This window comes from Acidimangrovimonas sediminis, assembly GCF_002871005.1.
In the GTDB taxonomy this organism is placed as follows: Bacteria; Pseudomonadota; Alphaproteobacteria; order Rhodobacterales; family Rhodobacteraceae; genus Acidimangrovimonas; species Acidimangrovimonas sediminis.
In genome coordinates this window covers 115,407-135,382 of record NZ_PHSN01000018.1, presented here as the reverse complement: position 1 = coordinate 135,382, position 19,976 = coordinate 115,407, and the positions used below count along the sequence as shown (strand labels likewise).

The window sequence follows — 19,976 nt, the reverse complement described above, 5'->3', positions numbered from 1 at the left end:
GTCAACCCTCCACTGCCAGCTGCGAGGTGCCGGGCGGGCGCCGGGCCTGTGCGGCCCCCGCCGTCGTCGGCATCTGCTGCACGTCGGCCGGCCCCTTCAGGATCTGGTCCCTGGGCCCGAAACTGCTGAGACGCCCGCCCTGCACCACGCCCACCAGATCGACCGCGGCAAGCGCGCCCGGCCGGTGGGCGATGACGATGACGATTCCCTTGCGCGCCCGCACGTTGAGCATCGCCCGGGTCAGCGCCTGTTCGCCCTCGGCGTCGAGATGCGAATTCGGCTCATCCAGCACGACGAGGAACGGGTCGCCGTAAAGCGCCCGCGCAAGGCCGATGCGCTGGCGCTGACCCGCCGACAGCGCGGTCCCGAACGGACCGAGCTGGGTCTGGTACCCCTCGGGCAGCCGCAGGATCATCTCGTGCGCGGCGGCGGCCTGCGCGGCGGCCACGATGTCGGCATGATCCGCCTCGGGGTCGAACCGGCAGATATTCTCGGCCACCGTCCCTTCCATCAGCGCCACATCCTGCGGCAGGTAGCCGATCTCGGCGCCAAGCTGATCGCTGCGCCACTGGTGGAGCGATGCGCCGTCGAGGCGAACCGCACCGCGCAGCAGCGGCCAGATCCCGACCAGCCCCTTTGCCAGGGTGGTCTTGCCGCCGCCGCTGGGCCCGATGAGGCCGGCGGCCTGCCCTGCCTCGATCCGGAAAGACACGTCGCTCATCAGCACCGCGCCGGTCCCGGGGGCGACGATCGTCACCCCTTCGACATCCATCGACAGGTGCGGGTCAGGCAGGCGGATCATCCCGTCGTCGTCGTCGAGGGTGGCCAGCGTCTCCTTCAGCCGCGCCAGGCTGCGGCGGGCGGCGGCAAAGCCCTTCCAGTTGCCGATCGCCATCTCGATCGGCGCCAGCGCGCGCGACGAGGCAACCGAGCAGGCAATGATCGCACCCGCCGAGAGCTGCCCCCTGATGGTGAGATAGGCGCCGGTGCCCAGGAGCGCCGATTGCAGCATCATCCGCAGCACCTTGGACATGCCGCCAAGGGTGCCGGTGATGTCGCTGGTCCTTGCGTGCAGCCGCAAGTGGGCGGAATTCGCCGCGTCGTAACGCTGAACGGCGCGCGAGGCGAACCCCATGGCCTGAAGCACGTCGGCGTTGCGGGTGTTGCTGTCGGCGATGGCGTTGCGCGCGACGCCCGCCTTCTGCAGGTCGCGCCCCGCGCGGCGCGACAGGATCTCGGTTGTCATGGTCAGGCCGATCAGCACCAGCGCGCCGCCAAGGGTCATCAGGCCCAGCACCGGGTGCAGGAGCCAGACGAAGACCAGGAAAAGCGGCATCCACGGCAGGTCGAGCAGCGCCACCGCGCCGGCGCCCGAGACGAAGCTGCGGATCGTGTCGACGTCGCGGCCGCGCTCCAGCGCCTCGGCATTGGAATAGCCGTAGCGCGGCATCTCGATCACCACGCGGTGGGCCAGCGGGGCCAGCCGGGTGTCGATCCCGGCGCCGACGCGCACCAGGATCTGGTTGCGCAGCACATCGAACATGCCCTGGAACAGATAGAGGCCGATCGCCAGGACCGACAGCGCGACCAGCGTCGGCACGCTGCCCGAGGTCAGCGCCCGGTCATAGATCTGCAGCATGTAGAAAGAGCCGGTGAGGGCGAGAAGGCTGATGACGAAGGACAGGCCGAGAAGGAACAGGATCAGCCCGCGATAACGGCCCAGCCGTTCCGAGACGGTTTCGTCGCTGGCACGGGTGCGGCGGCGCTTGGTGCTCATGGTAAGGTCCCCGGTTCAATCGAAAGCGTGATGAAATACGGTCTGCGAAGACGCCGAGGGCGTCCGGGACGCTGGCCCCGGGCGCCCGTCGCCGTTCAGTGGACGCCGTTGAAATCGGTCGACGTCAGGTCGTGGTAGCCGATCAGGTCGATCTCGAAATCGGCACCGAGGTCGTCGTCGACATTGCCCGAGACCAGGGTGTGGTCACCGTCCGATCGCAGTTCGTGCACGATGCTGAGCTGGCCCGCGGCGCTGAACCCGCCGGCAACGTAGATCACGAAGGATTGGTTGCCGTCGGTCCCGCGGTCGGCGTCGATCCCCGCAAGGTCGATCCTGTCGCCCGGGGCGAAGCCCGCGATCATGTCGCCATCCGCCGCGGCGGCCGAACCGAAGACGAAGGTGTCGTCGCCCGCGCCGCCATCCATCACGTTGACTTCGGCATTGGCGGTGATGCGGTCGTCGCCGCTGCCGCCCATGACGTTCTCGAAGCCGTAGATCTGGTCGGTTCCGGTCCAGGCCGCGACCTGGCCGTGGCCCATCAACCCGCTGCCGAGGTCGATGTTGAGATCCGAGGTCGCCGCCGAATAGTCCAGCGTGTCGATGCCGTCGCCGCCCCAGTAGCTGTCGTTGCCGTCGTCCTCTCCGGCCAGGACGATGTCGTCGCCCTCTCCGGCAAGCACCATGTCGTCGCCCGTACCCGCGTCGATCAGGTCGTCGCCGTCACCGCCGAAGATCCGGTCGTCGCCCGCATCACCGAAGAGCATGTCACCGCCGTCCAGGCCGAAGACCTTGTCGGCCCCGCCGCCGGCAAAGATCTGGTCGGTGCCATCGGTGCCGATCAGAACCTCGCCGGTGTCTTCGCCCGCGATGATCTCGCCCGCGGCGGCCTGTGCGGACGCATTCACTTCAGGCGCATCACCTTCCGGCGCACCGCCTTCGGCCGCGTCGTCGCAGCCGTCCCCCACCGTGCTGCCGGGGGCCGGGCCCTGCCCCGGGGGCATGGCGCCACCACCCGGGGCATAATGGGCGTTTTCCACCACGTCCTGGGGCCGGTAATCTCCGACCACCATGTTTTCGCCGCCGCGTCCGACAAAGTCGATCCGGTGACTTGAGGTCAGCCCGGTGATGTCGACGGTGTCGTCGCCGTCACCGCCCTCGATGTGGATCGTGTTGTAGGCCAGCGAGGTGCCGGTGAAATCGCCGACGACCACGAACTGATCGCCGCCGACGAACTGCCCGTTGTTCAGGGTGCCGCCCCCGCCGTAGCCGCTGAACACCAGTTCCTCGACATTGCGCAGCTCGGCGATGATCTCGGTCGTGCCGGCGACCATGCGGGTGACAACGATCTCGGTGTTCGGGTTCAGCGTGGCCGCGCCCGGAACGTTGCTCGAGACGGCCGCCGCGGCGGTGTAGATCCCGAACACCTCGGACACGGCGCCATCGCCGCGGACCACGAAGGTGTCCGATCCGCCGCCCTGGCCGTTGACCAGGTCGCGGCCGTCACCCGCCTGCCAGACGATGGTGTCGTTGCCGCCGCCCGCGTTCACCGTGTCGTTGCCGGTGCCGCCGATCAGGATGTCTGACAGCGCATAGCCCCGCAGCAGGTCGTCGCCGCCAAGCCCCAGAAGGATGTCCTGCGTGTTGACGCCGGTCGCGTTGTCGTTGTCGCCATCAACCGCGCCCGCCCCGGTATCGGCGCCAGCGGTGCCGAGGACGAGGTTGTATTCGTCCCCCGCGAAGTCGAGCTTTTCGATCCCGATCAGCATGTCCGTGCCGTCGTGATCGGCGACGCCCGCGTCGCGGGTATCGGCCACGGTCACCACGCCGTTGTCCGCGCCCGAGATCGCGTAGTTGGACACCGCGCCGCGGTAGACCGACACGTCGCCGGTCCCTGCCGCCCCGTTGTCGCCCAGGATATGGCCGGTCTCGCCGGTGTCGTCGAAGACCGGGCGGTCCTCTCCGGTGTTGAACCAGTTGGCGATGGTGGTGTAGCCCGCCGCGCTGGTGGTGGCGTCGATGTCGATGTGCAGGTTGCCGCGCACGATCGCCCAGTCCCCGACGATGATATCGTCGTCGCCGAGGCCGGTCAGCCTGTCGTTGCCCGCCCCGCCGATCAGCTGGTTGGCCGACCCGTTCAGCGCGATCGCGTCCGGCCCACCCCCTTCGAGGATGTCGTCGAAGCGCGACCCGACAAGTCCGTCGATCATCGCGTAGGTATCCAGCAGGCTGGACGAGGTGCCCGCGCCGTTCGATGTCTGAAGGCTTGCCACGATGGCGATGCCCACCTCTTCGTAGCTGGCGATGTCCATCTCGCCGATGCTGCCGTCGCCGTTGTATTCGATCACCGGCAGGGTGCCGGGGGCCGAGTCGCCGTTCAGACGGTCGCCATCGTTGGCGGTGGCGCCAAGCCCGCCCTCGAGCAGGTCGTTGCCTGAGCCGCCGTTGATGTTGTCGTCGCCAACCCCGCCCCGCATCCAGTCGTTGCCATTGCCGCCGAACATCTCGTCGACGCTGTCGCCGCCGTCCATGTAATCGTCGCCGTCGCCACCGATCATCAGGTCGGTGTCGCCCTCGCCGTAGAGCCGGTCGTTGCCGTCGTCGCCGAAGACCTCGTCGATGCCATCGCCGCCATGCACCTCGTCATCACCCTCGTTTCCGTGGGCGGTGTCGAGAACGCCGGGCCCGGCAAAGATCGTGTCGTTGCCCGCCCCGCCGGCGATGAAGTCGTCGTTCTCATAGTCGGTGATGTAGTCGTCGCCGTCGCCGCCGTAGAGGTGGTCGTTGCCCTGGGCGCCTTCGAGCACGTCGTTGCCCTCGTCGCCGTAAAGCACGTCATCGCCTAGCGCGCCGACGATGAAGTCGTCACCCGAGAGGCCAATCACCACGATATGCCCGTCATTGGCCGACCCGCCCGGTTCGGTCACGCTGAGGGTGACCGCGTCGAAAAGCGTGTTCTGCCCGGATCCGTCGGTCTCGATCACGATCGACAGCCCGAGGCCGGCAGCCGCCGCGGCGACCGGGCCGGTCGTCAGCGTCAGCATGTCCCAGGCGTCGTCGGTGGTGACGTCGCCGTCGTCGAGCGGCGGGTTGAAGATCTGGCTGGCCAGAACGGTGCCGTCCGCGGCCACCAGCTTGACGATGCCTGCGGTAGCGACATAGCCGATCTTGTCGCCGATCCTGAGGTTGAGCGTATAGGTCGCCCCCTCGACCAGAGTGGTCCCCGTGTCGGCGGTCATCGAGGAATTCGTGCCGAGCTGCGCCACCTGGCTGCCATCGGGCAAGAACGGCACCGCGGCGGTCGTGGGCGCCCAGGTTCCGCCGGACCCGACCAGCGTCCAGTCCTGGATCGTGCCGCTCAGGTAAGTGCCGCGGGCATTGGTCGTGGCCCCTGCCGCGACCAGGTCCTGCGCCTCGAAGCTGCCGTTGGAAAGGACGACCTGCGAGGTCACGTCGGGCAGCGATTCCAGCGTGGCGTTGAAGTAGTCGTTGTCGCCATAGGCATCGCCTGCCCCCACGCCATCGCGGGCGTTGTCGATGTAGTCGCCGGCGGAATTGGTGCCGTCCAGGGTATAGACCGCCGAGGGCGTGCCGAAGGCGTCGGGAATGTGTTCGAGGCCGGTCGTGCGCATCACCAGATCCGCGAATTGTTCGCCGATGATCTGATCGCCGAGGTGCTGGCCCACCGGCATCCGGTAGAGATAGTAGAACCGGTCGCCGTCCTGCAGTCGCTGCGCAAAGTCGAGCAGGATGAAGCTGAAGGTGGTGCCCAGCGGGCCGTCGAACAGCGCCTGCTCAGCAAGGCCGCCGATCCACAGGTCGATATCCCAGAAGCCCTGGTCACCCGATGCGGCATTGACGTCCCAGTGGCCCGGCACATAGCCCGGGTCGCCCTTGGTCCCGGTCGGCGGGATGTATGTCGGTTCTCCCGTGCTGGTGCCCTGCACGAACTTCAGCGCGGCGGCATGGTCGGGATCGTCCGGGTCGGCAGCGGCGTCGACGATGTGCTGCGCCACCGCGCGGATCTCGTAAAGCTCGCCGGAGCCGTCCAGGTAGGCTTCGCGCGCCGCCTGCAGGCCAAAAGTGTGGCCGGTGTCGTCGTCGCGGCCATAGGCGGCGATGAAGTTGACCAGCGATTCAGGCGTCCGCAGGTGGGCGCCGAAGTCGGCCCAGCTGTGATAGGGCGCGATGCCCGACCCGTTGGCGTTGTTCGAGGTATTCTGCATCAGGCCGTCAAAGACCTCCTGCCGCAACTCGTTCAGCGACGGCATGCCGACGTCGCGGCCCCGGGCGATGTTCAGGGCCGGCAGGTCGAGCGGAACGCCGACCAGCGATTGCTGCAGCGCCGCCGTGACGAATTCATCCATCTCGTTGCCCTGCTGGGTCAGCAGCCCCGCGGCGATGCCCGCGGCGCCGTACATGTCGTAGGCGTCGGGATTGAGGAAGGCGTCGAACAAACCGTTTTCCGTGTAGGTGGCGGTATAGCCGGGTTCGCCGGGGTCGATCCCGTGGGCGTCGGTCACCGCGATCTGCACCGTCTCGCGCAGCTGCGAATGGCCGAGCCGGAACACCGCCTGCGCGAATTCGAGGCTGATCGAAAGGTCGATATCGGTGGAATAGGACACGAATTCGGGCAGCGCGGGGTAAAGCGTGCCCATGTACTGGTCGATCGCGATATGGTTGTACTCGCTCTCGACCACCACGCGAGCCGCCTGGTAGACTTTCTCGCCGTCCCAGTCGAAGGTCTGCGCCAGCGCAAGCACCTCGTCGTCGGCCATCGTGTCGAGACCATCGAGCGCGGCGAGCGTGATCGCGGTGTTCAGCCAGCCATAGCCCGTGCCGCTGAAGTCATTGATCGTGCCGTCGCCGTTGAGCATGGTCAGGTCGCCGGTCGCATAGGCATCGCGCAGCGCCTCGACCATGAGCTGGCGGGCCTGGATGTTGTGTTCCTCGTGGAAGACATGGTGCACCGTGGTCAGGGTGACGTTCTCGTTCACCCGGCCGTCGCCCGATACCTTGTGCCGCGCCAGGAGCGCGTCGTCATAGGTGCCCGGCGTACCCGGCCCGGCCCCGACGACGGCGGACAGCGGGCTCAGCTCGTTGCCTTCCTGGGTCAGGCCGGGGGCCGCGCCGTGGGCGATGTCGATCAGGATCGCCTGATTGGTGGTGCGCACCTCGCCCACTTGCGACACGTCCACCCGCCCGGCCAGCGCGTCGTCCAGGGTCCAGCGCAGGAACGGATCGTAGCCAGCGGCGTCGATGTCGGCATAGCTGGTGTAGGTCACGCCGTTGATGGTGATGCCGGTGGTCGCGGCCTCGGTCTCCAGGTCGGCGATGCTCTGGTCCGAGCGGAAGGTGTAATCCTGCTGCGCCGCGAAGCCCAGCCGGCCGATCGCATCGGCCTTGATCCACGGACAGTCGAGGACGTCCATGTCGCGCAGCTCCACCCCGATGCGGGCGGCGTTCACCTTCATGTCGGCCCAGGTGCCCAAGTCGTGGGCCGAGCCGTCGCCATCCTCGGCACCGGTGATCAGCTGGCCGGTGACGTGACCGTCGGCCCCGTACTGGCGCACCAGCACGTTCACGGATTCATGCGACCCGTAGGTCTGGCTCTGGTCGATCAGCAGGCCGGTGTTGTTGTTGTAGACCGGCACGACACCCGGCAGCAGGTTGCCGTCGGCATCGAAATCGCTGTCGGGGTTCGCAAGCTTGCCGCGCGCCAGCATCATCACGTTCGACGCGCCCGGGATGTAGGCCGGGTTGGGCGATCCGTCCGGCAGGGTGGGATCGACCCACAGCGGATCGTTGGGGCTGAGCGGGATCATCACCACGCCGCCGGTCTTCTGGATGAAGTCGAGACCGTGGTCGAAGAACTGCCCGAAGGCCACGAACCATTCATTGTAGGTCACGCCCCCCAGGATCCCGGGGTTCGGCATGAAGGCGGTCGTGATGTCGCCCACGACCGAGTTCGACACGCCCACCGGCGCACCGCCGAGGTTCTCCATCGCCGCGACGGCGGCGGGGTTGTGGTTCGGGTCGCTGGTGTCGACGTTCGAGCTGGCAATCAGCTCCGAGATCATCCGCGGCATCGGATCGACGACGACGGAGGAGCTCTGGTCCATCGTGGTGGCGGTGTCGGTGTACTGATACTCTGCCGGCGCGTAGACGAAGGTGGGCTGGTAGCCGCTGTCGCCCGGGTTCAGCCCGTTCCGGTCGGTGGTCAGAAGTGCCGGATCGAAGGCCATCGGATTGTCGACCAGCACCGACTGGAAGGTGCCATCCCCCTTGTCGAGGTCGATCCAGGTCTTCTGCACCGTGGCGTAGGAGGTGCCATAGGCATCCTCGGCCGGGTTGTTCGTCGGGAAGAGACGCAGGAAGTCGGTGTCGGCCTGTCCCCAGTCGGGATGCACAGTGGTGCCGGTCCAGGTGATCGAGCCGTCGGCATTCACCGTGTAACCCCCGACGAGATTGTTGTTCGACCCCGAGACCTCGCGCACGCCGTTCGGGTCCAGTGCGCTGGTCAGGCGGCTGTAATCGTTGAGGATGTTCGCCTGTTGAAGCAGATAGTTCAGGTCGGCATTGGCCAGCTTGATCATGGTCTTCTCCCTGTTGCCAAAGCTTTCCCCAAGGGATGCCCGGCTCTGATGATTTTGGTTCAAAGGTCGGTCCGGCCGGAGCCGGCAAAATTCCTGATCCGATGAGAACACGGGCGGGGAAGACGCGGAATCTTCTTAGGTCCGGCGATTTTCTGGCCTAAGGTGGGTCACACAGACCTAGTTTTTAGGCGGAGTCCGGATGCGACCTTGGTCCAGCAGGAACCCGGCCTTGGTTGACCGGGATCGTGCCGAAAGACCTTATTTGCCGACACGCGCCCTTGGCTGGTTTCTACGTAGAAGTCTTTCTTTCCAGTTTCTTGTCGTGCTCGCCCTGGTGCTGGGCCTGTCGCTTGCCCTGCTTGCTCACTGGGTCAACAGCCGCGCCACCCTGCGCATGCTCGATTCGACCGCGGATACCGCGGCCTTCTACCTCCAGAGCCTGATTCAGCCCCACGTCCAGAGCCTGGCGACCGGCGACAAGCTAACCCGGAAGGACCACGATGCGCTGGTCGCACTGGCCGACAGCTTTCGCAGCCAGGGCCAGTTCCTGGCGATCAAGGTGTGGTATCCCGATGGAGAGCTGGCCTTCGCACCCGCGGGGTCCGGCGCGCCCGAACATTCCCCCGACGAGATCGCCGCAGTGATGCGCGGCGAGGTCGTCGGCCGGTTCTCCGACCTCGAGACGGGCGAGCATGCGACACAGCGCGCGCTTGGGGTCCGGCTCTACGAGATCTACGCCCCGCTGTTCGAAGCCGATACCGGGCGGATCCTCGCGGTGGGGGAGTTCTATCAGAACGCGGATCACATAAGCCACGCGCTGATCCATGCTGCGGCCGAAACCTGGCGCACCTTCGTCCCCGTCGGCCTTGCGATGTTCCTGCTGCTGTTCCTGGTGGTGCGGCGCGGCAGCCGCACGATCGAATTCCAGACGCGAGCGCTGGAGCGGCGCCTCGTCGAACAGGCCCGGCTGCACCACGACAACGAGGAACTGCGCAGCAGGATCAACGACGCCACGCGCAAGGCCGCCGCGATCGACGAGCTGCGGCACCGCCGGCTCGGCGCCGATCTGCATGACGGGGCCGGGCAGCTTCTGGCCTACATGCTGCTGCGCCTCGATCGGCTGGACGAGCTGATCCGGGCCGGCGCGCCGCAGGATCTTCGCGACGCGCGCGAGATCGCCGGCCGGCTTCGCGCCGCGGCGCAGCAGGCGCTCGAGGAAATCCGCAGCGTGTCATCCGGGCTCTCGGCCCCGTTCCTGTCCGACGCCCGCACCCTGCGCGCCGCCCTCGAGGGGCTGGCACAGGTGCATGAACAGCGCACCGGCACCCGAGTCGACCTGAAGCTCGACCTGCCCGAGCGGGAGCTTCCGCCGGAGCTGTTGGGCAACCTCGGCCGGATCGCGCAGGAGGCGCTTGGCAATGCCGCGCGGCATGCCGGGTCGACGCAACGCGAGATCCGTGCACATGAAGAGGCCGGCCGGATCGTGATGATCATCGCCGACGACGGCATCGGCCCCGGAGAGACGGCAGACCCCGAGCGTGCCGCAGGATCGCGGCCGAAGGCGCGCGGCCCGGAGGCCTCTGGCGGGCTGGGCATTCCGGGCATGCGGTTTCGCGCCGAATCGCATGGCGGAGAGCTGGAGATACGCGCCCGTCGCCCGCGTGGGACCGAGGTGATCTGCCGCGTTCCCCTGCCCCGGTCGGCGGAGGATCCGGCGCTGGGAAAACAATAGGGAAATAAGCGTTTAGCCCGGGTCACTGGGGCATCGCCGCAAGGCGCGCAGACAATCCGGTATCGCAAATTCACGAATGTGTGTATCATCTTAATGTTTTGATCATGAATTTCGTGCCGGGCGTCTGCCTCGGATCCGTTCATTAGACTTCGGGATCCAAAGTCACTTTCGCACGCCCGGCCGGTTGCAGCTTTGGCTGCACGTACTGGGTGTGGGAGTGGGAAAAATGGGTTTGAGCTGCGATCCACGCGGCCTGTGTGTCGGTCTGGTTGATGACCATCCGATCTTTCGACAGGGCCTGGCGGCCTTGCTTGCGGAAAACATGGGGTGCGCCGCCATTCATCAGGGCGCAACCGCTGACGAGGCCGTGGAGATCGCCTCCACCCACCGGCCGGACGTGATGTTCCTCGACCTGTCCCTGCCGGGTGGCGGCATGGATGCGCTGAAGCGGATCGCCGCAGCCGAACCAGAGGTGCGCTGCGTGCTGCTGACGGCCTGCGACGCGGCGGCCAGCGCGATCGAGGCACTTAACAACGGCGCCCGCGGCTACATCCTCAAGGGCGTCGGGGGGCGCGAACTGGTGATGGCGATCGACACGATCCTGAACGACGGCACCTTCGTCTCGCCGGGGTTCGCGGCGACGCTGCTTCGCGCGGCACAGGCCCCGACCGATCGGCAGGATCCGACCCAGCATCTCACGCAGCGCGAATTGCAGGTGCTGCACGAACTCGAGCGTGGGCACACCAACCGTGAAATCGCCCTGCGGCTCGACATCAGCGAAAAGACGGTGAAGTTCTACATGACCAACATCATGCAGAAATACGGCGTCAAGAACCGTGTCGCGGCGGTGCTCGCGTTCCGTGCTTCCGGCGCGGGACAGGGCGCCGGCGCGGCACCGCAACCGTAGGAGCGCCCCTATGGCGGCGGCCGGCCAGGCGCCTGCGACGGCCACGCTCGCCGTGATCGACGACCACCCGCTGATGCGTGTGGGCATCATCGACACGCTGCTTGGCGATGGCGGTTTCAGGCTGGTCGGCGAGGGCTCCACCGCCGCCTCGGCGATCCGCATCGCCACAGAACAGCACCCCGACGTCATGCTGCTCGACCTCGGGATGCCCGGCGACGGCTTCGCGGCGCTCAAGGGTGTGCGGCGGGCGTCTCCGGCGACCCATTGCATCATGCTCACGGTCAGCGACGAACCGCGGCACGCGCTCGACTGTCTCCGGGCGGGGGCGCATGGCTACGTCCTCAAGGGGATCGGAGCGCTTGAACTCAGGGCGGCGGTGCGCCGGGTGCTGAGCGGGGAATCCTTCGTCTCGCCGGAATTCGCGACCCGGGTGGTCGCCGCCGCGCAGGGCATGCGCGCCCAGAGCGCCGGCAAGCCGGGCACGCCCCCCGAGCAGAGCGCGGAACAGCTCAGCCCGCGCGAGCGGCAGGTGATCGCGGGGCTGGAGCAGGGTTTGACCAACAAGCAGATCGCGGCGGAGCTTCAGCTCAGCGAGCGGACCGTGAAGCACTACATGTCGTCGCTGATGCAACGCTTCGGGGCGACCAACCGGGTCGGCGTCCTGATCGCCTGGCGGAGGCAGCGCGACATGCTTGGCGATCTGCGCTGACCCGCGCGCGACGAGGGCCTGCCCCCTGCTGAGCGGATGGGCAGCCGGTCAGGCGGTTCTGCGCGCCCGCCCCAGGAACCCCGTCAGCCGCCGCAACGCCAGCCGCTGCGCCGCGCGCTGAAGGTCGGCCGCGGTCAGCGTGCCATTGGCGGGCTTGGGGTCGGGGGCGAAAGGATCGGCGTAGAAGCGGGCACCGGCGCAGCCGGCCAGGTGTTCCGCGCGTGCCACCATCGACGGGCCGCCGGCGGCAAAGACGGTATCCTCGGGGCCGAGATCCGCCAGATGATCGGCAGGCGTCCCACCAAGGATTCCCGCGACGCCGGGCGGCGTCTCCTCGAGGCAGACCCGGAGGTCGACGTTGGGATACCGCGCCGCGAGGCGCAGCGCCGGCCCCATGTAGAAGCCCGCCGCCCGCCGGGCACCGCAGCCCAGAACGACGTGGCGCTGCGGGTCCGCCGCAAGCGCCGCGGCGGCGATCGCCCAGGCCGGGGCAAAGCCGGTGCCACTTCCCAGCGCGACGATGCGGCCCGGCCGGTCGTCGCGCAGGTAGGCATGGCCAAAGGGTCCCTCGACCGTGACGGGGGCACCTGCGCCGATCTCGGCGCCCAGCCGCGGTGTCACCCGGCCGTCGCGCACCTGCTTGATGTGGAACACCAGCCGGTCGCTTGCGAATTCGCCCCCGGCCAGCGTGGCCGTGGGGCTGAAGCTGCGCGGCGGGTGGCCGCGGAACTGCAGCTTCACGAACTGGCCGGGGCGCCATGCCAGCGGCCGACGAAGCCGCAGCGTGACCTCGACCACGCCGGGCACCAGCGTGCGCACGGCGTCGACCGTCGCGCGGCGGCGGTTCGGGTGCGGCGCATCATGGGCGGCGATGCGGATCTGCGAGAAGATCCTCGCCTGGCAGGCCTTGACGTTGCCCGGCCCGCTCTCGCCGCCCAGGGTGACCCCACGCAGCACCTCGACGACACAGGCGCCGCAATGCCCGGCCCGGCAATCGTGCAGCAGGTCGACGCCATTGCGCAGCGCCGCGTCGAGCAGCCGGTCGCCCGCACGGGCATGGAAGGAACGGTCACCCACGGTGACAGTGAAGGTCTTCGTCATCGGCCAAGCTCCAGTACCAGGGGTCGAAGATGATAGGTGTGCCGCGTCTCGGCATGATCGAAGGCGGCGAACCACATCATCATGCCGTCCCTGACCGGCAGGTCGTGCGGCCCCGCGGCAAGGCTGCGCCGGACCTCGAGGACCCAGTAGCCGCCGTCCCAATGGGCCCGCGCGGTCACGTCGTCGGGGCCGGGTCGCACGTCGTCGTCGACCAGCACCCCGGGAAGCACCGCGCCGTCGCGCAGACCGGCGGCGGCGTCCTCGGTGTAGGGCTCGGTCATGTCCCAGGGCAGCGGCCGGGCGTCGCGCCCGGGATCGGCGCCCGCGGCAACGGCAGAGACCGGTGTCGGCCGCAGCAGCGGCAGGCGCAGCGGCTCGACCGTGCCGCAGGGGCCGTCTCCCCCGGTGAAATTCGCCCGCCCCACGGCCGCGCTGGCACTGTCGAGTTCCAGCCCGCCTGCATAGCGCGCGTCGTGGACGCTCTCCGCCCGGGTGACCGGCTGTGGCGGGCCAAGCCAGCTGTCCACCACCCGGGGGCTGAGCCCGGCGGTCGCGGCGCGCCATTGCCAGATGTCGATCATCGTGCCCTTGCCGGTGTAGTGCAGGCCGCGGCCGCTGATCCCGCCCGGTGCATCGGCCAGAGGCTTGCGCCCGAGGTGGATCGCCGCGCCGATCAACTGCCGCCCCGGCGGGGCAAGCATGATGGCGAAGCGGTCGTCGACCTGCGGCGCGTCCCCCGCCTTGCCTGCCGTCGGTCCGGTGCCCGGCCTTGCCGCGCCCGCCCCCGCCACGCTGCCCGCGCTGGCAAGGTGCCAGTGGTTGTCGTGCCGGACCAGCGGATGGTCGGCGCGCGACGGCGTCGGATCCTGCCAGACAATGGCGAGGTAGAGATAACGCGAATCGTGGACCGCGCGGACCTGGACGCGGCTTTCGCCGGTACCGCCGAAATCCCCTCCATGGGCCGTCAGCACCGTCACCGGGGCGATCCCCTGCCAGACCGCGTCGGATGTGTCACCATCGAGCACCGGAGCCGCTTCGTCGGCCACGGCATGCACCACCAGCTTGCGCCCCAGCGCCCGGTCGGTCGCGATCAGCGCGCCGCAGACCAGGCCGGCCGTGACCAGCGCGGCAAGAAGCGGTCGTGATCGGAAAATCGGCATACTGTTCCCTCGACTCAGCGCTTGCGTTCGGTGCCCCGGGCGGCGGCGGACGCCGCGGACGGCCTCGCCTGACCCTGTCCCTGCCCTTGACTGTGACCGTGGCCCTGCACACCACGCGCCGCCTCACGCTCGGCCAGCAGCTCCGACACGACGACGGCCAGGTCGAGGTCGCCCTCCTGCGCGGCAAGCCGGCGCGGCCGGAACATCCGGGCGAGGTGCCGAAAGCCGCCCAGCCGCAGCAGCGCGTACAGGTGCAGCGGCACGAAGGCGACGACCGCCCATGTACACCACAGATGCAGGTCAAGCACCGGCTCCGGCGCCCCGACATAGGCCAGCCAACCGGTCACGATCAGCCCCGACGCCGCGATCAGGAAGCCCCAGCAGATCAGCGCGTTCAGGCAGGACCAGCGGGTCTGGGACGTCCCGAACAGGCCCTTTAGCCGCAGCCGGTCGACATGGATCCGCCCGGTCAGCCGACTGGCCGGCAGGTAGATCGCGTACCCCACGGCCGCCGCGGTCAGCACCTGGGCCGCGAGGATGTGCCGGGTCCACAGGTCGTTCGACATCAGCACCCCGTCGAGGGCGCGCAGCCATTCATGGCCGACATCGTCCGAAGTGATCCGCAGGCCCGTCAGCAACAGCACCACGGTCGCGCCGGCAACGCTCCAGTGCAGCAGCACGGTGCCGATGTCTGTTCGTGGCCAAGGGCGGGCATTCATGAGGCTATCCCTCTCATGTTGGGAAATTCGGTCTGACGATCTCGGCTGCTCATGCGGCACCCGTCCCGGTGCCTTGCTCTGGATGCCCCCAAATTCGCGGGTTCCCTTGCCACCGATCAAGCCGGACGAAGGGACAATGGCCGCGATTGCACCAAAGACCGCCCGGGGCCACCCACCCGCAACCCCCGCGCGATTCTCTATTTCCGTCAGGTTCTTATGGTCGGAAAGGGGCGGCTATCGCGCTTGGCGGATTATCGTAACCCACGGGTGTTTAAGCGGAATACCGCGAAATCGGGGCGGCGAAAGGCGCCTGCCTGTGGCGAGAGACTGCCGACGCGCACGCGGCTCGCCCCGCTGGCCATGCCCTGCCGGCCCCCGCCCCGCCGCAAACGGCGGGGCCGCGGCCCCCAAACGCCGCGCGATCCCGGCAAGCAGATTCGCCGGACCGCTGAAGCACCAAGGCTTCCGCCGGTATCGGACAGCCCTGGCCGGAAAGGTTCGGAAAGACTGGGCGTCGGTAGCGCGGCTTTCCCGGCCCCGGCATGCGTAGGGATGGAACGCCGGGCCAGAAATACCAAAGGGGCCAGCCATCTAAGGCTAACCCCTTGAAGTAAGTGGTGAGCCGTGCAGGATTCGAACCTGCGACCCACTGATTAAAAGTCAGTTGCTCTACCAACTGAGCTAACGGCCCACTCACGGGCGCTCTCTTAGAAGGAGGCTCGGGGGGGGTCAAGAGGGGTTGGCACGAAAATCTCGACCACTCTGGCAAAAAGTTCGGCGCACGCGTATATCGCGCCTCATGAAGGACACGCGCTTTCCCCAGGGCCTCCCGTTCATGAAGATGCACGGCGCAGGCAACGACTTCGTGGTCATCGACCAACGGGGGCTGGGCGATATTGTCTCGCCGTCCCTCGCGCAGGCACTGGGTGACCGGCACCGCGGGGTGGGATTCGACCAGCTCTGCACCATCGATCACGATCCCGGGGCCGATGCCAAACTCGTGTTCTGGAATTCCGACGGCACGATCGCCGGCGCCTGCGGCAACGCGACCCGCTGCGTCGCGCGCCACCTGATGACCGAGACCGGGCGCGACCGGCTGACGCTGCGGACCGAGCGCGGCCTGCTGATCGCCGAGGATGCGGGCGACGGGCTGACCCGCGTCAACATGGGCCCGCCGCAGCTTGACTGGGCCGAGGTGCCGCTGGCGCACGAGGTGGACACGCTGCACCTGCCGATGGCGGGCGACCCGGCCGCGGTGGGCATGGGCAACCCGCATTGCGTCTTCTTCGTCGACAATGCCGAAGCGGTGGACCTGCCCGCGCGGGGCCGTGCCGCCGAGCATGACCCGCTGTTCCCGCAGCGCACGAATGTGGAATTCGTCTCCTCCCTCGGCCCCGACCGCCTGCGCATGCGGGTGTGGGAACGCGGCACGGGAATCACCCTGGCCTGCGGGTCGGGCATCTGCGCCACCGCCGTGGCCGCCGCCCGCCGGGGTCTCACCGGCCGCGAGGTGACGGTCGAGGTCGACGGCGGCACGCTGTCGGTCCACTGGCGCGAGGACGGCGTCTGGCTGACCGGCCCCACGGCGCATGTCTTCGACGGCGTACTCTCCCCTGCCTTCCTTGAAGAACACGCATGAAACCGCCCGTCTTCTCCACCCTCGGCTGCCGTCTCAACGCCTACGAGACGGAGGCGATGAAAGAACTGGCCGCCGAGGCCGGCATTTCCGACCTCGTGGTCGTGAATACCTGCGCCGTCACGGCCGAGGCGGTGCGCAAGGCCAAGCAGGAGATCCGCAAGCTCTCGCGCGAGAACCCGGGCGCCACCCTCGTCGTCACCGGCTGCGCCGCGCAGACAGAGCCCGAGACCTTTGCCGCCATGCCCGAGGTCGCGCGCATCGTCGGCAACACCGAGAAGATGGACCGCGGCACCTGGGCCGCCATGGCCCCCGACCTGATCGGCGAGACCGAGCGAGTGCAGGTCGACGACATCATGTCGGTGAAGGAAACCGCGGGTCACCTGATCGACGGTTTCGGCCGGCACCGCGCCTACGTTCAGGTGCAGAACGGCTGCGACCACCGTTGCACCTTCTGCATCATCCCCTACGGTCGGGGCAATTCCCGCTCCGTCCCCGCGGGGGTGGTGGTGGAACAGATCAAGCGCCTCGTCGGGCGGGGCTTCCACGAGGTCGTGCTGACCGGCGTCGACCTCACGTCTTGGGGCGCCGATCTGCCCGGCACGCCGCGGCTGGGCGACCTGGTGATGCGGATCCTGCGACTGGTGCCGGATCTCGCGCGCCTGCGCATCTCGTCGATCGATTCGATCGAGGCGGACGACAACTTGATGCTGGCGCTCGCGACCGAACAGCGCCTGATGCCGCACCTGCACCTCTCGCTTCAGGCCGGCGACGACATGATCCTCAAGCGGATGAAGCGGCGCCACCTGCGCGACGACGCGATCGCGTTCTGCGAAGAAGCCCGCCGGCTGCGACCCGACATCGCCTTCGGCGCCGATATCATCGCAGGCTTCCCGACCGAGACCGAAGCGATGTTCGAGAACTCGCTGAAGCTGGTCGAGGAATGCGGTCTGACCTGGCTGCACGTCTTCCCCTACTCCCCCCGCAAGGGCACGCCCGCCGCCCGCATGCCGCAGGTGAAGGGCCCCGAGATCCGCGACCGCGCCGCCCGCCTGCGCGTGGCGGGCGAGGCGCGCGTCACCGCCCACCTCGGCCAGCAGCAGGGCCGCACCCATCAAGTCCTGATGGAGGGCCCCCGCATGGGCCGCACCCCGCAATTCGCCGAGGTCGACTTTGCCGCCGATCAGCCAGAGGGCCAGATCGTCAGCGCCACGATCACCGGAACCAGCGGCCAGCGCCTGACGGCCTGATACCCCCGCGGCGCTCCCCGGCCACCCGCCCCCCGGGCCGATGACGCCCGTCAATGAGGGCCGCCGCGGCGATGCCAGACTCCTCCCGTTGCAAACCAGTCGGAGGAGGGCTGACCATGAGGACCATAGGCAAGCTGATGGCCATCTCGCTGCTCGGGATCGGCGCGGCGGGGCAAGCGCCGGCACAATCGGCCGAGATCGGCAAGACGCTTTACATGACCTATTGCGCCGCCTGTCATGGCGAAACGGCGAAGGGCGACGGAGACATGGCGTCGGTGATGACGATCCCGGCGACCAACCTGACGTTGCTTGCCAAGAAGAACGACGGCACCTTCCCGATGCTGAAGGTGATCCACATCATCGACGGCCGCACCGGCATCCGCGCCCATGGCGGGCCGATGCCGATCTTCGGGCAGACCTTCAGCGACACGCACGACCAGGCCCAGCCCGGCGACTATACCGCGGTGCTGGAAACCCGCGGGCGGATCCTGTCGCTTGCCATGTACCTGGAAACGCTGCAGCAGTAGCGCGCGCTAGCCTGCCGGCGGCACGTCGACCGTCTCGATCCACGGCTTGATGTCGACAAGTGGCGTGCCGTCGAAGCAATCCAGCGCGTCGACCCGCAGCACCCCGGCTGCGACGTCGATCGACAGCACCGTGACCGCGCCCAGCGATACCGGGTTCGGACGCACGGGCGAGCGCAGGGCGAAGGTGCCGCGCGGACCATCGGCATGGGCCGGGGCCTGCACGATCAGGTCGCGCCGCGCCGCGTCCATCCAGTAAAGCAGCATCACCCGCGCGCCGGGTTCGATCCCCTTCAGCCCCGGGCGATAGGGCGGATCCACCTCGACCCGGAAGTCGCCGCCCCGCTCGCGCGCCTGGCGCAGGTTCTTCGGGCAGTCGCCGCGCGACCAGGGCGTCCGCAGCCGGCCGATGAAGGCAATGCCGGCATCCGCCTCGGCACCCGGATCGAAATCGAGCTCGACCTCGCCCGCCCGTGTCTCGTGGCCGCCGGACCCTGCGGTCATCTCGGCGCCCGGATCGTGTCACCGGGATTCAGCCGCGGCGTCAGCTCCAGCGCGGCGCCCGTGCTCTCCTCGCGTTGCCCTGAGACGATCTCGGCCGCCGCGCGACCGATCTCCAGCCGGCAGGCGTCCATCGTCGCCAAGCGGCAAGGCAGCCCGTCGAGCAACTCGACATTGTTGAAGCCGGCGAGGCCCAGCTTGCCCGGCACGTCGATGCCTTTCTCAAGGCACCACAAAAGCCCGCCGGCCCCGATCATGTCGTTGGAATAATATAGGAAATCCAGGTCGGGAGAGCGTGCCAGCATCGCCTGCGTCATCTCGCGCCCCTTGGCCAGCGCCGAACCGCCGGAATAGAATTCGCGGTCTTCCAGCGCGAGGCCCGCCTCGGCCAGCCCCTCCTCGAAGCCTTCCATCCGCTTCTTGGCGCGATGGTCGAGCGGCATCTTGGTGCCCAGAAAACCGATCCGCCGGTAGCCGGAAGCGATAATCGCGCGCGCCATCTCGCGCCCGGCGCGGCGGTGCGAGATGCCGACCATGCTGTCGACCGGGTCGCCGTCGACATCCATGATCTCAACCACCGGGATCCCGGCATTCGACATCATCGCGCGGGCGGGTTCGGTGTGTTCGATGCCGGCAACGATCAGGCCCGAGGGCCGCCACGACAGCATCTCGTAGATCACCTGTTCCTCGCGCTCGGGCAAGTAGTTAGAGGTGCCGAAGACCGGTTGGAGCCCGGTCCCCTCCAGCACGTCGGAAATGCCGCGCAGCACCTCGGGGAAGACCATGTTCGACAGCGACGGGATGATCACGCCCACCAGGTTCACCCGCTGCGAGGCAAGCCCCCCGGCGATGCGGTTCGGCACGTAACCGAGGCTCTTGGCCGCCGCCAGCACCCGCTCGCGCGTCGCGGCCGAGACCTCGCCGCGGTTGCGCAACACGCGGCTCACCGTCATTTCGCTGACGCCCGAGGCCTCGGATACATCGCGAAGGGTGAGGGTGCGGCGCTTGGGCGGATGTGAGTTCACAAGTGGGATCCGGAGTGTCTTCGTTGGCCCTTGTTAGCGGTAAAGCCGTCGCAGTCAAAGCGAATGTACACCTGTCCGCAGTTCAAGCGGGGTTGCGCGGGCAGGACTTTGCCCGCAAAAGGGACCGGCGTGGTCCCGTGGCTCAACTGGATAGAGCAGCCCCCTCCTAAGGGGCAGGTTACAGGTTCGAATCCTGTCGGGATCACCATCGTCCCGCATCTTGCCGGCCTCGCCACAGGCATACGTGGACAAGGGCTTTCCGTTGAGTGTCGGCTATCGTGCCCCGAGGCGCAACCATGCCGCGGTCGGTCCGCATCGCGTTGCGGGTTTGACGGCCCGCCC

At 68.2% G+C, this 19,976-nt stretch carries 13 protein-coding genes and 2 tRNA genes; 7 read left to right on the top strand and 8 right to left on the bottom strand.

Annotated elements, in window-relative coordinates:
* Position 1: 1 nt before the first annotated feature.
* Together CVV76_RS17280 and CVV76_RS17275 are read right to left on the bottom strand one after the other, a co-directional pair.
* Positions 2–1,777: a type I secretion system permease/ATPase gene (locus CVV76_RS17280; protein WP_102225924.1), complete on the bottom strand. Its 1,776-nt coding sequence runs from the start codon at positions 1,775–1,777 to the stop codon at positions 2–4.
* Between the two features lie 95 nt (positions 1,778–1,872).
* The gene (locus CVV76_RS17275) at positions 1,873–8,370 is read right to left on the bottom strand and encodes a peroxidase family protein (protein WP_102225923.1); all 6,498 of its coding nucleotides are present in this window, start codon (positions 8,368–8,370) and stop codon (positions 1,873–1,875) included.
* A 322-nt stretch (positions 8,371–8,692) separates the two neighbouring features.
* On the opposite strand from CVV76_RS17275, the gene CVV76_RS17270 reads away from it, so the two are divergent.
* The 3 genes from CVV76_RS17270 (at position 8,693) to CVV76_RS17260 (ending at position 11,718) form a co-directional block, all read left to right on the top strand.
* Entirely contained in the window at positions 8,693–10,102 is a 1,410-nt protein-coding gene (locus CVV76_RS17270) for a sensor histidine kinase (protein ID WP_158243191.1), read from the top strand.
* Positions 10,103–10,328: 226 nt separating this feature from the next.
* Complete coding sequence (locus CVV76_RS17265) at positions 10,329–11,009, top strand: response regulator (protein ID WP_102225921.1); 681 nt, start codon at positions 10,329–10,331, stop codon at positions 11,007–11,009.
* A 10-nt stretch (positions 11,010–11,019) separates the two neighbouring features.
* Positions 11,020–11,718, top strand: coding sequence for a response regulator (locus tag CVV76_RS17260; protein WP_102225920.1), 699 nt, complete (start codon positions 11,020–11,022; stop codon positions 11,716–11,718).
* Between the two features lie 48 nt (positions 11,719–11,766).
* Here the strand turns inward: CVV76_RS17260 and CVV76_RS17255 are convergent, their stop codons facing one another.
* The 4 genes from CVV76_RS17255 to CVV76_RS17240 all read right to left on the bottom strand — a co-directional run bounded on the left by CVV76_RS17255 (position 11,767) and on the right by CVV76_RS17240 (position 15,389).
* Entirely contained in the window at positions 11,767–12,819 is a 1,053-nt protein-coding gene (locus CVV76_RS17255) for a 2Fe-2S iron-sulfur cluster binding domain-containing protein (RefSeq protein ID WP_102225919.1), read from the bottom strand.
* Complete coding sequence (locus CVV76_RS17250; protein WP_102225918.1) at positions 12,816–13,979, bottom strand: ethylbenzene dehydrogenase-related protein; 1,164 nt, start codon at positions 13,977–13,979, stop codon at positions 12,816–12,818. Before CVV76_RS17250 ends, CVV76_RS17255 begins: the two co-directional genes overlap by 4 nt.
* A 14-nt stretch (positions 13,980–13,993) precedes the next feature.
* Positions 13,994–14,698, bottom strand: coding sequence for a cytochrome b/b6 domain-containing protein (locus CVV76_RS17245; RefSeq protein ID WP_102225917.1), 705 nt, complete (start codon positions 14,696–14,698; stop codon positions 13,994–13,996).
* A gap of 615 nt (positions 14,699–15,313) precedes the next feature.
* Positions 15,314–15,389 (bottom strand) — tRNA-Lys (locus tag CVV76_RS17240).
* Positions 15,390–15,533: 144 nt separating this feature from the next.
* Here CVV76_RS17240 and dapF point away from each other — a divergent pair.
* The 3 genes from dapF to CVV76_RS17225 all read left to right on the top strand — a co-directional run bounded on the left by dapF (position 15,534) and on the right by CVV76_RS17225 (position 18,111).
* The gene (gene dapF / locus CVV76_RS17235) at positions 15,534–16,337 is read left to right on the top strand and encodes a diaminopimelate epimerase (protein ID WP_332888547.1); all 804 of its coding nucleotides are present in this window, start codon (positions 15,534–15,536) and stop codon (positions 16,335–16,337) included.
* Positions 16,334–17,584 (top strand): tRNA (N(6)-L-threonylcarbamoyladenosine(37)-C(2))-methylthiotransferase MtaB, encoded by a 1,251-nt coding sequence (mtaB, locus tag CVV76_RS17230; RefSeq protein WP_102225915.1) that lies wholly within the window; start codon positions 16,334–16,336, stop codon positions 17,582–17,584. The genes dapF and mtaB overlap by 4 nt, the downstream gene beginning before the upstream one ends.
* A 116-nt stretch (positions 17,585–17,700) precedes the next feature.
* Positions 17,701–18,111, top strand: a complete 411-nt coding sequence (locus CVV76_RS17225) for a c-type cytochrome (protein WP_233192999.1) — start codon at positions 17,701–17,703, stop codon at positions 18,109–18,111.
* Between the two features lie 6 nt (positions 18,112–18,117).
* Here CVV76_RS17225 and CVV76_RS17220 read toward each other — a convergent pair whose 3' ends face one another.
* Both CVV76_RS17220 and CVV76_RS17215 read right to left on the bottom strand, forming a co-directional pair.
* A complete protein-coding gene (locus CVV76_RS17220) occupies positions 18,118–18,612 on the bottom strand; it encodes an SAM-dependent methyltransferase (protein WP_102225914.1) in 495 nt (164 codons plus the stop codon).
* Entirely contained in the window at positions 18,609–19,562 is a 954-nt protein-coding gene (locus tag CVV76_RS17215; RefSeq protein WP_102225974.1) for a LacI family DNA-binding transcriptional regulator, read from the bottom strand. Before CVV76_RS17215 ends, CVV76_RS17220 begins: the two co-directional genes overlap by 4 nt.
* A 203-nt stretch (positions 19,563–19,765) precedes the next feature.
* On the opposite strand from CVV76_RS17215, the gene CVV76_RS17210 reads away from it, so the two are divergent.
* Positions 19,766–19,842, top strand: a tRNA-Arg gene (locus tag CVV76_RS17210).
* Positions 19,843–19,976: the final 134 nt, after the last annotated feature.

Coding starts and splice junctions, on each gene's coding strand:
- CVV76_RS17280 (WP_102225924.1), bottom strand. CDS start 1,777: ATGAGCACCAAGCGCCGCCGCACCCGTGCCAGCGACGAAACCGTCTCG.
- CVV76_RS17275 (WP_102225923.1), bottom strand. CDS start 8,370: ATGATCAAGCTGGCCAATGCCGACCTGAACTATCTGCTTCAACAGGCG.
- CVV76_RS17265 (WP_102225921.1), top strand. CDS start 10,329: ATGGGTTTGAGCTGCGATCCACGCGGCCTGTGTGTCGGTCTGGTTGAT.
- CVV76_RS17260 (WP_102225920.1), top strand. CDS start 11,020: ATGGCGGCGGCCGGCCAGGCGCCTGCGACGGCCACGCTCGCCGTGATC.
- CVV76_RS17255 (WP_102225919.1), bottom strand. CDS start 12,819: ATGACGAAGACCTTCACTGTCACCGTGGGTGACCGTTCCTTCCATGCC.
- CVV76_RS17250 (WP_102225918.1), bottom strand. CDS start 13,979: ATGCCGATTTTCCGATCACGACCGCTTCTTGCCGCGCTGGTCACGGCC.
- CVV76_RS17245 (WP_102225917.1), bottom strand. CDS start 14,698: ATGAATGCCCGCCCTTGGCCACGAACAGACATCGGCACCGTGCTGCTG.
- dapF (WP_332888547.1), top strand. CDS start 15,534: ATGAAGATGCACGGCGCAGGCAACGACTTCGTGGTCATCGACCAACGG.
- mtaB (WP_102225915.1), top strand. CDS start 16,334: ATGAAACCGCCCGTCTTCTCCACCCTCGGCTGCCGTCTCAACGCCTAC.
- CVV76_RS17225 (WP_233192999.1), top strand. CDS start 17,701: ATGAGGACCATAGGCAAGCTGATGGCCATCTCGCTGCTCGGGATCGGC.
- CVV76_RS17220 (WP_102225914.1), bottom strand. CDS start 18,612: ATGACCGCAGGGTCCGGCGGCCACGAGACACGGGCGGGCGAGGTCGAG.
- CVV76_RS17215 (WP_102225974.1), bottom strand. CDS start 19,562: ATGACGGTGAGCCGCGTGTTGCGCAACCGCGGCGAGGTCTCGGCCGCG.